The 13507-nt window shown below is 38.7% G+C and carries 12 protein-coding genes and 1 other annotated feature; of the genes, 3 read left to right on the top strand and 9 right to left on the bottom strand.

Going from position 1 to position 13507, the window contains the following annotated elements:
* Positions 1–7 precede the first annotated feature (7 nt).
* From OM33_RS07675 to OM33_RS22955, 3 genes are all read right to left on the bottom strand, one after another.
* Positions 8–538, bottom strand: a complete 531-nt coding sequence (locus OM33_RS07675; RefSeq protein ID WP_010560613.1) for an Hcp family type VI secretion system effector — start codon at positions 536–538, stop codon at positions 8–10.
* A gap of 65 nt (positions 539–603) precedes the next feature.
* Positions 604–1908: a type VI secretion system protein TssA gene (locus OM33_RS07670; protein WP_038640571.1), complete on the bottom strand. Its 1305-nt coding sequence runs from the start codon at positions 1906–1908 to the stop codon at positions 604–606.
* A gap of 306 nt (positions 1909–2214) precedes the next feature.
* The gene (locus tag OM33_RS22955) at positions 2215–2457 is read right to left on the bottom strand and encodes a DUF6868 family protein (protein ID WP_038640569.1); all 243 of its coding nucleotides are present in this window, start codon (positions 2455–2457) and stop codon (positions 2215–2217) included.
* 191 nt (positions 2458–2648) lie between these two features.
* Between OM33_RS22955 and OM33_RS07660 the strand changes: the two genes are divergently transcribed.
* Complete coding sequence (locus OM33_RS07660; protein WP_038640567.1) at positions 2649–2930, top strand: YebG family protein; 282 nt, start codon at positions 2649–2651, stop codon at positions 2928–2930.
* A gap of 44 nt (positions 2931–2974) precedes the next feature.
* On the opposite strand, the gene OM33_RS07655 is transcribed toward OM33_RS07660, so the two are convergent.
* From OM33_RS07655 to OM33_RS07640, 4 genes are all read right to left on the bottom strand, one after another.
* Positions 2975–4165 carry an amino acid aminotransferase gene (locus OM33_RS07655; RefSeq protein WP_038640565.1) on the bottom strand — a complete coding sequence of 397 codons (1191 nt, stop codon included), beginning with the start codon at positions 4163–4165 and terminating at the stop codon, positions 2975–2977.
* Positions 4166–4285: 120 nt separating this feature from the next.
* Positions 4286–4945 carry a GAF domain-containing protein gene (locus tag OM33_RS07650; RefSeq protein WP_038640563.1) on the bottom strand — a complete coding sequence of 220 codons (660 nt, stop codon included), beginning with the start codon at positions 4943–4945 and terminating at the stop codon, positions 4286–4288.
* Between the two features lie 67 nt (positions 4946–5012).
* A complete protein-coding gene (locus tag OM33_RS07645) occupies positions 5013–6659 on the bottom strand; it encodes an ATP-binding SpoIIE family protein phosphatase (RefSeq protein ID WP_038640561.1) in 1647 nt (548 codons plus the stop codon).
* Between the two features lie 7 nt (positions 6660–6666).
* Positions 6667–6972: an STAS domain-containing protein gene (locus OM33_RS07640; RefSeq protein ID WP_038640559.1), complete on the bottom strand. Its 306-nt coding sequence runs from the start codon at positions 6970–6972 to the stop codon at positions 6667–6669.
* A gap of 181 nt (positions 6973–7153) precedes the next feature.
* On the opposite strand from OM33_RS07640, the gene OM33_RS07635 reads away from it, so the two are divergent.
* Positions 7154–7483, top strand: a complete 330-nt coding sequence (locus OM33_RS07635; RefSeq protein ID WP_038643148.1) for an SUI1 family translation initiation factor — start codon at positions 7154–7156, stop codon at positions 7481–7483.
* 50 nt (positions 7484–7533) lie between these two features.
* Here OM33_RS07635 and OM33_RS07630 read toward each other — a convergent pair whose 3' ends face one another.
* Positions 7534–10551 (bottom strand): bifunctional diguanylate cyclase/phosphodiesterase, encoded by a 3018-nt coding sequence (locus tag OM33_RS07630; protein ID WP_038640557.1) that lies wholly within the window; start codon positions 10549–10551, stop codon positions 7534–7536.
* Between the two features lie 190 nt (positions 10552–10741).
* Positions 10742–10858 (top strand) — a sequence feature (Phe leader region).
* A gap of 24 nt (positions 10859–10882) precedes the next feature.
* Between OM33_RS07630 and OM33_RS07625 the strand changes: the two genes are divergently transcribed.
* The gene (locus tag OM33_RS07625) at positions 10883–12040 is read left to right on the top strand and encodes a chorismate mutase (RefSeq protein WP_038640555.1); all 1158 of its coding nucleotides are present in this window, start codon (positions 10883–10885) and stop codon (positions 12038–12040) included.
* 25 nt (positions 12041–12065) lie between these two features.
* Here OM33_RS07625 and tyrA read toward each other — a convergent pair whose 3' ends face one another.
* A complete protein-coding gene (gene tyrA / locus OM33_RS07620) occupies positions 12066–13193 on the bottom strand; it encodes a bifunctional chorismate mutase/prephenate dehydrogenase (RefSeq protein ID WP_038640553.1) in 1128 nt (375 codons plus the stop codon).
* Positions 13194–13507 lie beyond the last annotated feature (314 nt).

Raw genomic sequence — 13507 nt, 5'->3', positions numbered from 1 at the left:
AATTACCTTATTTTAAGTCTGCCGCAGAAGTTAACTGGTTGCCAGTTGCATCGTACTTAACAGAAGCTGCTTTCTCTAACTTACCACCTTCATCTTCTACGAAGAAGATTTGTTCAATTTTAGTATATGTTAGCGAGAAAGATTCGCTTGGTTGGCTGCCATCGCTGCCTGAAATACTAAAGTTAGCCATACGAGCTTCTTCTAAAGAGATTACAAAGTAAGGAACAATACCTTTACCATCACGAGATGGTTTAGTCATTACCAGCTCAACTGTTTTACCGTCTGCACCTGGTTGGAATAAGTATGTTAATAGGTATGGTGTTGCACCATCGTACCCTTTAGAAATACTGATTTCACCTAAAGCAACCATACCGTTGTCTTGGTTGTTCGCATTACCAATATCCACTGATACGCCGCGCATAGCGCCCCAAGATAGACTATCTACTGCAAACCAGCCTTTTTTGCTGTTAAGATCAGCTACAGTTGCAGCGCCTTTGATGCTATCGTTACCATCGATTCTCATGAAGATTGATGCCATCTTACATTCTCCTTAAATATTTATTATTTTGCCCTACTCTACGTAGCAGCAATCTTTACTATTTTTTACCACAGAGGTCCCGAACTAGATGTAGAATCATCTTTCGGTTCTTCCGCTTTAACTGTTTCAGCTTGAACAACCTGCTGACTAACTGTTTCTTCAGATGTTTGCTGAACTTCAGCCACTGCAACTACTGGTGTAGGCTCTGCGATGTCTTCGTTTAGCAATTCGCCTAAATCATTATCAACCCCTGTCAATTTTCTAATTTCCGCCAGCTCCGGGGATTCTTTTTTAATTAACTCTGTTAATAGTTCAGAAAATGACATATTGCCCCATCTAATTGCGCGAGCAATTAAATAAGGAATTGGTGAATGTGGTTCCGTTTTTTTGAAAAAAACAGCGATACGATTTAAGTCTTCGAGCGCTGTTTCTCTTGTGTAGGCTTGCTGCGACATGACAGGCGCCTGAACTGATGTAACAATCGTTTGAGTAGGTTGTTGTTCGCTAGCTTCGCTGACATTGCTACTAGTAGATGTCGAAGATTCAGTTGATTCAGACGAACTTGATTCAACAACGCTCTCTTCTTTTTTTGCTACATCTGGAAAGAAGTACTGATACATCAGTTTAACTTGCTTTAGATTATCTCTGATAAAACGAAAGCCAAGTAAAGAAAGACCGTTCTGGTTTCTATATCCATTGATGAATAAATCAACTGCACTTATTTTTTCGTCAAGGGCAATAATCGTATTAAAGTTGTCTATCAAACGCTGTTTATTAGATTGCAACTTAGCGACAAATTCTGACTTGGTCTTTTCGAGTTTTCCTGACTTTTGGTCTGATAAATAGTCACTAAAAGTATAATCATCTAAAAGCGGAAATTGCATTAATGGGATATTGATTAATCCAGAGTTAGGGCTATCACCCGTAAACTGCTCTAATGAACGAGTTTGATTCTCGCAATGCTTTATCGCAACTTGATCTGACTCAAGTTTTGCAACTTTCTTTTCTGGTAACTTTGGATGAATATTGTCAGTGAGTTTGTTTAGAGCAAATAAAAAATCATCTAGTCCTTCATTTAGTGCTGAAAGATTTTCTTTTTTATAGGCTAATGCGGATAACCACCAAACAAAAACCTCAATATCACGAGCGTCTTCTTTTAGTGTAACTGCACAAGCTTGCTGCAGTTTTTCCCAGTCCTCACGATTTTCCCGTTGAAGATCTAAGTCTTGTGCAGAAGTTGGTGTTTCAAATAATTTACGTAAGCTTGATTGAGCTACATTTAATAGATTTCTAAGTTCACGAAACTTAGTTCGTTCCTCTCTTAAATATATCCCAGCGTCTAACTCAGTGTCGTCGGTATAGAGCAACATAAAAGTTTAGACTCGTCCCTATTTCTTTATTATTTATTCTAAGGATTATTTTGGAGCATAATTGAATAAAGTCAAGGTTAGTTTGACCTAGTTAGCACACCTCCAACCTCTAATATTTTATTATTAAAACAAGGTTTTCACGGTTTTTATACTATTTTGAATTGGAGGAAATTTGCTCTGTTTTAAACAATTTAAAATTTAATCCCCTAATACCAATCAAGGTTAAAAATGCTTGCTACTTTAGAAATTTTGAAAGCTGACAGCTATAGTTATTACAACCAGCCAATCGCTTTTGGCTAGTTCCTTTTAAATCACCAATTTTAAAACAAAATAGGGAACCAAGTTAAAGAAAACAACCAATACTTTATAAAACGCAAAATACTGCACGTAGAGCAGATTCAAAGATTTATGTTCAACATTAAAAAGTTGACTATGAATCGTTACAATCGATTGTCTAAATAGTAATAATAACACCGCACTGACACTTAATATAATCAGATTAATAACTGTTGCCCAACCTAAAAAACTAACAATTTGCTCACTCGACATAATAGTTCTTCCCTTTTAATTCATTGTTTTAAACTAATTGTAGGTTTATTTCATCACAATACCTTACTAGCCTTTAGAGTAAAACAGTGATACTTATTTTAGAAAAATAAAATGGTAGTGATTTTAGATACTTTATTTTTTCGTAGTTACTGATATAGTACTGTATAAAACAACAGTTAAGAAGGTGCGAAATGGCCGTTGAGGTATGTTACAAAGTAGTTAGGGATGGAGTGGAACGTATGACATTTACATCAAAGAAAGATGCTGACGCATATGACAAAATGTTAGATATCGCTGAAGCACTTGAAACCATGTTAGGTGAAGTTGATGTTCCACTTAGTGAACAACAAAATGAAGCGTTAGCGCTAGAAATGGCGAAACGCAAAGACCAATTTATTGCAGCGTTGAAAGGTGGTAAACCTACCCCGCCAAATAATAAAGCAAAAGTTACTGACATTAAGAAAGTCAGTTAATAAAAAAGCCACCCAATCGGGTGGCTTTTTTATTCTCATCAATTTTACTTGATTACGGTTGCTACGGCATCTGCAAAGTAATTGATGTTTGCTTTGCTCACTCCAGCAACATTAACGCGGCTTGAACCAACGATATAAATTGAATACTCTTTTTGTAAGCGTTCGATTTGTTCCGGCGTAATACTCAAGAAAGAAAACATACCATGCTGCTTTTCAATAAATGAAAAATCCTGTGCAACACCTCGGCTATGAAGCGCTTCAACAATGGTACTACGTAATCCATTAATACGATTACGCATTTCAGCTAATTCCTGATGCCACTCCGCTGTCAGCTCTTCACTGCCAAGAATCGTATCAACAATCGTTGCACCATGTGCAGGTGGCATCGAGTAAATACTGCGAACCACACTTAACAGCACTGAGTTGGCAATATCAGCAACCGCGCTTGATTCAGAAATAATCGAACATGCACCAATACGTTCACGGTATAAACCAAAGTTTTTAGAACATGACGAACAAATAATCATTTCATCAACAGTTGCAGCAAGTAATCGAAGGCCCGCTGAATCATCTTCTAGGCTGGTACCAAAACCTTGATAAGCAATATCCACTAAAGGTGTAAAACCTACTTCTTTAGCAAGGTCAGCAACTTGTTGCCATTGCTCAGCATTTAAGTCCATGCCACTTGGATTATGACAACATGCGTGAAGTAAAACGATATCACCTTTAGGTACCGTTTTAAGTGTCGCCATCATCTCGTCAAACAATAAGCCCTTATTTTCGTAATCGTAATATGGGTATTCTTTTACCGTTAAGCCCGCAGCTGAAAATAAGCCAATGTGATTAGCCCATGTTGGTGTTGTTACCCAAACACTTGCCTGCGGGTTTGCTTTTGCAATAAATTCTGCCGCAACACGCAGTGCCCCTGTACCACCTGGTGCTTGAGCAGTTCTTACACGGTTTGCTAAAAGCGCCGGATGTTCGCCAAGCAGAAGAGACTCCATTTTTGCACAAAAACCTAAGTCACCAGCCAAACCGATATATGACTTGCTTGTTTCGTTTTCTAAGCGAAATTTTTCTGCTTTTTTTACACAGCTTAGAATTGGCGTATCACCTTCTTCGGTTTTATAAACACCTACGCCTAAGTCGATTTTATTTGGATTTGTATCTTGGCGGTATTTAGCCATCAAACCTAAAATTGGATCCGTTGGTAGTGGCTTTAAGTTTGCAAACATAATTATCTCTTAAATTGAATGTTTTTGTGGGATGAAGCCGTAGCTTACCACACTCTTAGTTTTGAAGAAGTATCTAAAGAAAATTTCATAACATGAATGTTTATAATTTTTTGCTTTAGATTATTCAGGTAAGTAATTGGGGACTACTTCACATACCGCTTGAAAAAGCGCTAATGCATCCTGATGAAATACATCGTTCTCAAATGCTTCAGCGTCAATAATACCTAACACCTCACCTGCCTGAGAAAAGTGTGGCAAACACACTTCAGACTTAACCGCAGGATCGCAAGTATAATACTCTCCACCATTTGCAATGTATTGCTCAACATTATTAATAACACGACCTTGTCCATTTAATGCAACAAACGCATTGTTACTAATACGCGCATAGTTTTCATCAACTGGAAAAAGAGGACGGCTTGGATTACCGAAATAAGCGAGTTTAAGTAATTGTGTTATTCCCTCTACTTGACGCGATTGATAAATACCAAACCAGTCGACTAAGTTTTGCTGCTCGACAAATTTAACAATGCTTGTCAAGGCAGCAAGTGAGCGTTTGTTTGCATCATTTGGCTCAACAAACTCATTTAACTTAAATGGCGCTTCTTGTAACTGCCCAAACAAACTACAGCTCCCGCCTTCGCCTAACTCAGGGATCAAATACTGCCATTCAACCAGTTCAATATTTGCACGTTTAATTTCACTTTCGATTAACTCGCGAAACTCCGTAACTTTAGCAGGATCCAACTTATAACTTGTAAAATCTATCAATTTAGCCATCCAAACATCTAAACCTCTTTGAGAGAATAGAGTTTATAGCTCTTTTATTATGTTTTGCAAGTAAAGATTAACTGTGTACTAAAGAATAAGAGACGGTTATTTGATTTCCACATTCATTGAGTTCAACAGACTCTGCAATTTCTTTTATCAAACCAAGCCCTCTGCCATGGAAGTTATCATCATCATTTACATGATGTTTGATAAACCCATCACCTGAGTCTGTTATCGTAAAACAAATTTTTGGCTGTTCGGGAAGGTAATTAATATCGAGGGTTATTTTCCCTTCTGCAAGCGCTGATAATCGCTCGGCGCGCAGTTCATAGTATTGGCAAAACCCTTCATCGCTATCTTTTAAACCTGACTCTAAACCCAAAACACCATGCTCTAAGGCATTATTAAAGGTTTCTGAGATCAGTAAGAATAAATTAGAGCGATGCTCTGAACATCCCTTCATTGCACAGATCATTTCAACAACATCTAGGACAGGATCGGTATTTTTTAAGTGATCGGCATCCAGAGTCATAGAGATATTTAATGGAGTGCTTAAGTATTCATCACTGAGTTGCGGAGTTATTGGTGATGGCTTACATTTTATCAACGCTAAGCTGAGGTCATCTTGCTGGTCCTGTTTTCCTGTGAAACGTTTAACAGAATCTACTATCGAGCCTAGCTCTGTAAAAGTAGGCGCAGATACTTTCTTTAGTAGGCGTTCTTCGCCAAAGAACTCTCCTCGATTATTTTCTGCTTCAATTACGCCATCAGTATACAGAAAAATCTTATCGTCTAATTCAGTTTCAATGTAAACAGTGTCACGTTCAAATTCAAACTCATCCAGAATACCCAACGCCATGTGCCTTGATGTCAGCTTTTGCTTAACTTGGCCATCTTTACTCAGCAAGAAGCCATCGGGCAATCCGCCCAACCAAGCCGAAAAAGATCGACCTGAGCTATTAATTTCAATGATACTTGCTGCACAAAACATGTTGCCGGGTAATAAATCATATAGGGTGTGATTAAGTTCTGCTGCAATGTCTCCTATAGACAAACCTTTTTGTGTCATCGAATAAAAGATTTTTGACGCAGGAAGTGCCCCCATTGCAGCAGCGAGGCCATGCCCTGTGAAATCCCCCATCAAGACATACACTCCGCCAGTACAACTCGGCGCCATTAAAAATATATCACCGTTAAACATCGATGCAGGAGACAGATTAAACTCAATCAGTTCTGGCAATAAAAAGCGATTTTCTAAGGCGTTATCAAAAATGTGCTCGACCAGTTCATGTTCACGTTCGGTATGAAGTTGGTAATAAGCGAGTTCACGATTTTGCTTATATGTTTTTTTGCTAAGCTCTCGTGTTCGGGCGTGAGCTTTGATTTTGGCTGATAAAATAACTTTGTCGAACGGTTTATTTAAAAAATCATCGCCACCGACTTGCAAGCACTTTTCAAGGCTGCTTTTGTCATCGAGTGCTGTGATAAAAATGATAGGCAGATATACTTCAGCGGATTTTGCTTTTAAAAGTGGCGCTACTGCAAAGCCATCCATCTTTGGCATTACAACATCAAGCAATACTAAGTCAGGGTTAAACTCATCAAATACTTGTAACGCTTTTTCCCCATCCTCGGCTAGAGCAACTTGATGTTGCTCTTGCTCAAGCATGAAACGTAAAAGATTTCGATTTAACTCTTGATCATCAACAACCAATATCTTCATTGGCTAATCAATCAATATCAAATTTCTTATCAAAACGCGAAATTTGCAAAATCTTTTTAATCTGAGGTCTGCAATTAGCAATGTGTATGCCGCTAACAGAATCCCCTAGAGACTTTTTCATGTTGAGCAGCATGCCTAGCGCAGAGCTATCCATATATTCAGTTTCTCGTAAATCGATAATCACTTTAGGTACACCGGTACCGACGTCTGCGTAAGCACTTCTAAATGATTGTACTAAGTTGAAATCAAATTTCCCCTTGATTTCAATCGTAAATAATTTGCCATCTGGCGAAAGAGCCTTATTCAAACTCATTTAATTCTCCTTGGAATGTCCAAATGCATTGCTAATTTCACGCCATTCACTTTATTTAAATTAAGTATCTAACTCGCTAATTTGCAAATAATAACTGAAAAAAATCTAAAAAAAGATAGCGCAGATAGTTTATTTAAAAAATATGATAAACTGGCATCATAAAAAATTACGTGGATTTAGTATGTCAGACTCAAATTTGGTTTACTCAACAGAAAGTGGTCGTATTAATCAGCCCAAAGAAGCGCCTGAACTCGATGTTAAGTTATTCAAAGATGGTTTTATCCGTATTGAAAAACAAACAAAGGGTAGAAAAGGCAAAGGTGTCATGCTCGTGGTAGGTATTGACCCAACAGCACATGATTTAAAAAAGCTAGCAAAGCTACTTAAATCAAAAATGGGACAAGGTGGTGCGGTTAAAGAAGGGGTTATTGAAATCCAAGGCGATGACAGAGAAAAGTTAAAAGGTCTGCTTGAACAACAAGGTTTCAAAGTAAAAATTGCCGGTGGTTAAAGCATAAGGGAGAGATGCAATATCTCTCCCTCTTAGTAAAACGACTAAAACTAAAAGCCATTCCCTTGAATTTTATCCACCATTAATGAGATTTCGTGCTCAGGTACAGGCTTACTGTAGAAATACCCTTGCACGACTTCGCAATTATTAATTTTTAAGAAATCAATCTGCTCTTCACTTTCAACACCTTCTGCAACGAGCTCTAGGTTCAGTTTTTGTGCCATTGCTATGATTGCTGCGGTGATTTCCATGTCATTACTGTCTTCAGGAATATCCTTAATAAATGAGCGATCAATTTTCAGAATATCGAGAGGGAAACGTTTTAGATAACTGAGTGATGAATAGCCAGTACCAAAGTCATCAATCGATAATGAGACACCTAATGCCTTCAATTGATGCATCTGCTTAATTGACCCTTCAACATCCCCCATAAGCATACTTTCTGTAAGTTCTAAGTGAATTCGCGCTGCATCAATGCCTGTTTTAGCGATGACTTTTTCTAACAGCGGGATAAGGCTCGTGTCTTTGAATTGACGTGCTGACAGATTAATCGAAATATTACTGCCATGGTCTTTTAATGCCATTCTCTGGGCAAAAGCACAAGACTCCCATAACACCCACTCTCCTAATTCGACAATAAGACCTGTCGCCTCAGCAATCGGTATAAACTTGTCCGGAGCTATGTAACCCAATGTTGGGTGATGCCATCGAATGAGAGCTTCAAAACCAACAATTTGTTCGTTATTGATGTTAATTTGAGGCTGATAATAAAGTTCAAATTGTTGTTCTTTAATACCAATTCGTAATTCATTCTCGATGAACAAGCGTTCTTTCGCAGCAGCATCAAGGGTATCGTTATAGAAATAATAAGTGTTCTTACCTAATGCTTTTGCTTCATACATGGCAAGATCAGCATGCTTTAACAATACATCTTCTTCAGGGCTTTGTTCAGATGCCATCGTAATACCGATACTGGCACTGACGATCACTTCATTACTGCCAAGACGAATTGGTTGACTTAAGGTGTTTTGAATCGTTAATGCCACATCTGCCGCTTGATCACGGTCATTAATGCCACTTAACAAAACAGCAAACTCATCACCACCTAGACGCGCGATAGTATCCTCAGCTCGAAGGCGTTTCTGTAGACGCTGTGCCACCTCAAGTAAAAGTTGGTCACCAGCATCATGACCTAGCGTATCGTTTATTCGTTTAAACTCATCCAAATCAAAATAAAACAGCGCAAATGAATAGTGTCCACGTGATGCAAGTGCTAATGATTTTTTTAACTGCATGCGAAATAGCGCACGATTCGCAAGGCCCGTTAGTGTATCATAGTACGCCAATTGCTCCATTTTGCGCTGGCTTTCTTTTACAAAAGAAATATCCTGTGCGGAAGCAACGTAACTGTATACTTTATGATTATCATCACGAATTGGTGAAACTGATAGCGATACCCACAACGCACGTTTGTCAGTGTTATGTAAGAGCGTATCCCCTTTCCAATGATGGCGTGCCAATAAATCCTGAACGATATCCTCAACCAAAATCATCATATCTGGCTCCATAAGAACCAGTAATGGCTGCCCAATAAAATGATCTTTTTCGAACCCTGTCATTTCAATTAATTTAGGGTTTACGTATTCGATATTTAAATGTTCATCGGTGATAACTACTGCCGAGCCAGAGAATTCAACTGCCTTAGATAAACGACGAGCACGTTGTTCCGCCACCTCTTTTTCAGCAAGTTCTTGGCGTAAGTCACCCATGGTTTTTTCAAGCTTGCCCGCCATCGCACCAAATTCAAAATTTAGTAAGCCGATTTCGTCTTTATTAACGGCAAGTTTTTGTGCCGTTTCGAATTGCCCTCTAGCCACTTCACGTGAGCTAGAAACTAATGCTTTGATGCGTTTAATAACTAGATGAGAAAGCGTCTGATGCAACAAGAGTACAACAAGTACTGCATAGAGAATAAACAAACCAAAGAATTTAACTTCTATCTCGTCAATCGCAGAAAGTGCTTCGGAATGTGTTTTATAAACACCAATATACCAATCAAAGTCGCTAAACTTTTGAATGCTGAAGATGTGTTTACTGTCATCAATCGAAAACTCACCTTGTGATTCATTTCGGTTATTCGCTAATAAACTGTCAATTTGACTACGCAGCTCAACAGGTAATTGATTTTTTGTATCGAGCTCGTCATTCATTGTGCCGCCGATACGCGTAATAATATCAGTTTTACCTTCAAACTGAATTATTTGCCCTGCGCTGTTTAATACAAATAGTTTTGCATCGCCCACTTTGTCTGGAAACATCGCTTGTAACTTTGGCAGTTCAATATCACTGCCAGTGATACCTTTAAACTCACCGCCATAGTGCAATGGCACGATTAAGCTAATAACCCAGCGCTCCCAAATATCATCGTAATAAATGGGTGTCCAAGATGCCTCTAAGTTAGGGTTAGCTTGAGGTGTACCTATCTCATAAAAAACGTCTTGCCTAAAATCATGATTTGCCGGCACATTTAAAGCCCAATTAGGGGGAGAGATTCGAATAAAGCGGTCTTGGCTTATAAAATAATAGTTGAAGAATGTTTCGTCAGTTAAAATGGGGGCGAGTTGCGACCAAACCTGCTCTGTTTGGGCAAAAATTCGTTTGTATTCGTGGCTATAGTTTTGCTGAGGTAAAAAGGCAGCTGAGCGAACACCCGCAACATTGGTACTTGAAGAACTGCGTATGCTGCCATCTTTACCAAAGACTAACTTGCTCGGCACAACTTTTTCTGCCAGTGCTTTTTCTGAATATAGCGCTTCGGTTACAATGGTGTTGGCATCAACAGCAATGCGTTTTTTCTCATCTAATAAGTTCTCAAAACGTTCGATAAACGGTTTTGAAAGCTCAGTAAGCACACCATATTCTTCGAAAAGTAATTGTTTTCGCTCAGACTTAACCATCAAGTAGGCAGCGGTTAATCCTGCAATCAAGCAAATCGCCGATATTAATATGGATAATTTAGCGCTTAAAGCATTAAGACCAAAACTCGCATCCAAATGTTTAGAGTTCACAATGTAACCTTACTTCTGCTGCAACTCGTTTTTTATTCTGATTTGAACTATAAAAGAATCTAATCAATTTCTACACCTTTTTTTAGGTTTAATAGCAAAAAGCCATAATAAATAATGATAAATTTGATTTTGAAACAAGATACCCACATTTAACGGTTGACTTTGCCATCACTTATTCCTACATTCGGGTTATGAACAGATTAATTTTTAACTTTAGCTTTTTTTTTCACCATCCGTAACTCGGGAGGCGACTTTATTGTGAAAAAGCTTAAGTCAAACTAAACCTCCCACTGGGAGGTTTTTTTTTGCAATTGGGAATGAGGAAAATAAAATGTCCAATGCGCTTGAGTCCCTTCGTAGGGATATCAATGAAATAGACTCGGAGTTGTTAGTCTTATTGGCTAAAAGACGTCGCGTCAGTCATGGAGTTGTTGAATATAAAATCGCAAACAACAAACCTATTCGTGATGAACAACGAGAACAAGCTCTGCTTGAAAAGCTAATTAGTTACGGCAGTTCACTGGGGCTTGATGGCTATTATGTAAATCGGGTTTTTCAAACCATTATTGAAGATTCGGTATTACACCAACAGGCGATGCTGCAACAAAACTTAAACCCTGAGCTGCATACAGAAACAAATCGTGTGGCTTATTTAGGGGGGCAAGGGTCTTACAGCCAACTAGCTTGTCATAAGTACTTCAGTCGTCGTCCTGGCAAGCTGGTTGAGCTTGGCTGCAGTAGCTTCAATGAAATCACAAACAAAGTTGAGACTGGTCAAGCTGACTTTGGCCTATTGCCCATCGAAAATACCTGCTCAGGCAGTATTAATGAAGTATACGATTTATTACAACACACTCAGGTGTCTATTGTTGGCGAACTAACACAAGCGGTTGAGCACTGCTTAGTGGCAAGCCCAGGTGTCGCTATTGAAGATGTGACGAAAATATACGGTCATCCTCAACCATTTGCTCAATGCAGCCAATTTATTAGTAATTTAAGCGGTGTTCAACTTGCTTATAGTGATTCAACGTCAACGGCTTTAAAACAGGCTTCTGCGGATGGTTCTGGCGCTGCAATCGCCTCTGAAGACGCGGCTCGTAAAGCAGGTCTTGCAGTATTAGAAGCCGACCTTGCAAATCAAAGTCATAACCATAGTCGTTTTATTGTTGTTGCACGTAAAGCTGTTAAGGTATCTAAACAGATCCCTACTAAAACAACATTAATTATGGCAACTAAGCAGTCTGCAGGTGCGCTTGCTGACGCGCTAATGATTTTCAAACAACATAATATCAACTTAGTTAAGCTTGAATCTCGCCCTGTTCCCGGCAATCCATGGGAAGAAGTATTTTATGTCGATTTAGAGGCAAACATTGATATGCCTGAGGTGAGAAATGCCCTTGACGCATTAAAAGAAGTGACAGCGTATATTCGTATTTTAGGCTGCTATCAAAGTGAAACCTTAAGTGCGGTAAACGTTACAACGGAATAATAAAAGGGGCTTACCGCCCCTTTTTTTAATAATCTAAGACTTTTGCGTCATTCGCTTTACTCAATAATGCTTTACTTTGACTTAAAAAAGTACTGGCAGAATCTGAAAAAAACGTTTTCGCTAATGCAAAGTCATCGATTAATCCCGCCTTATTATTTTGTTTTAATTTTTCAAATGTTTGTTGAAACACTTCACAATATTCTTTCATTAATGGTGCCACATCATCAAATTGCGCCAGCATAATGTCACTATACAATTCTGGTGATTGTGCAAATAATCGCCCTACCATCATTAATTCTAAATGATAAATAGGTGAAGAACAGGATTCTATTTCTTCCAGGCTATGACTTTGTTTTGCTAAGAACTGACCATAAACAAATGTCGTTAAGTGACGCATAACCTGCACGATTTGCATCGCTTCGTCATGCTTTTTGGCATCCATTGCCACTAAATTACACCCCCATACGGTAAGTTGTTCAAGCAATGCATTGGCTACATCGCAAGGCTTATCCTGACAAACAACAACCGTTTGTTTCACCCAGTGTGGAATGTCTGGACCAAACATTGGGTGTAATGCTAACACTGGTCCTTGATGATGTTTTTCCATCGCCTTTAGAGGCGATGATTTGACACTTGTTATGTCAACAAGCAAGCATTCAGGGTGGAGTTTAGGTAACGCGGCAATCACTGATTCAACAGCATGAATTGGCACAGAAATAATTACACAACGCGCACTGGCAAGTAAGCTTTCTTTGTCCGCTTGATTATCTGTATCTAGCACATTTACCTGATAGCCAGAGCGCTCTAATTGACGTTTAAATAACTGGCCCATTGCACCTTTACCACCGACAATCACAACTGGAGACAATTGTGGCGCCACACATGCCAGGCCAAGCTGTTGATTCTGATATGACTCGCGCATTAGCCGACGAAGTACATCTTCAATTAACTCAGGGCTAACGCCCGCTTTTGCAGCCTCTTTGCGACGAGCTTCAATTAACGCTGTTTCTCTAGCTGGCACATAAACAGGTTGACCTTGCTGTTGTTTATAAGCACCAACTTGAGCTGTAATCTGATTCCGCTTTGCAAGTAATTCAACAAGTTGCCTATCACAATCATCAATTTTCTCTCGAAGGGCTTGTAATTCGCTCATTTTGTAAACCTATATGTACAGCAAGTAAATATTTATATACACAATATTACCAAGCTTAATCACTTAGGAAAAGCCTTACATAGCGATAGTTTAGATAACTTTGCTATTAGCAATACTCAAGGAGTTTAGGTTAACACTGATTAATTCATTGGCGAGAAAAGAAGGTAAGTTAACAATTCAATAAGGAATTGCGTGCTTAGGAGTTACATTGTCAGAGCAAATAATGCATTTTGAAAAATGATAACTGAATTTTGAACTCAATTTAGCGGACTTGAAAACAAAACAGGCTGAGCAAAAGCTCAGCCTGTTTAGAT

The sequence above is a fragment of the Pseudoalteromonas piratica genome, from assembly GCF_000788395.1.
GTDB classification, from domain to species: domain Bacteria; phylum Pseudomonadota; class Gammaproteobacteria; order Enterobacterales; family Alteromonadaceae; genus Pseudoalteromonas; species Pseudoalteromonas piratica.
This window is presented reverse-complemented; position numbering and strand designations above follow the sequence as displayed.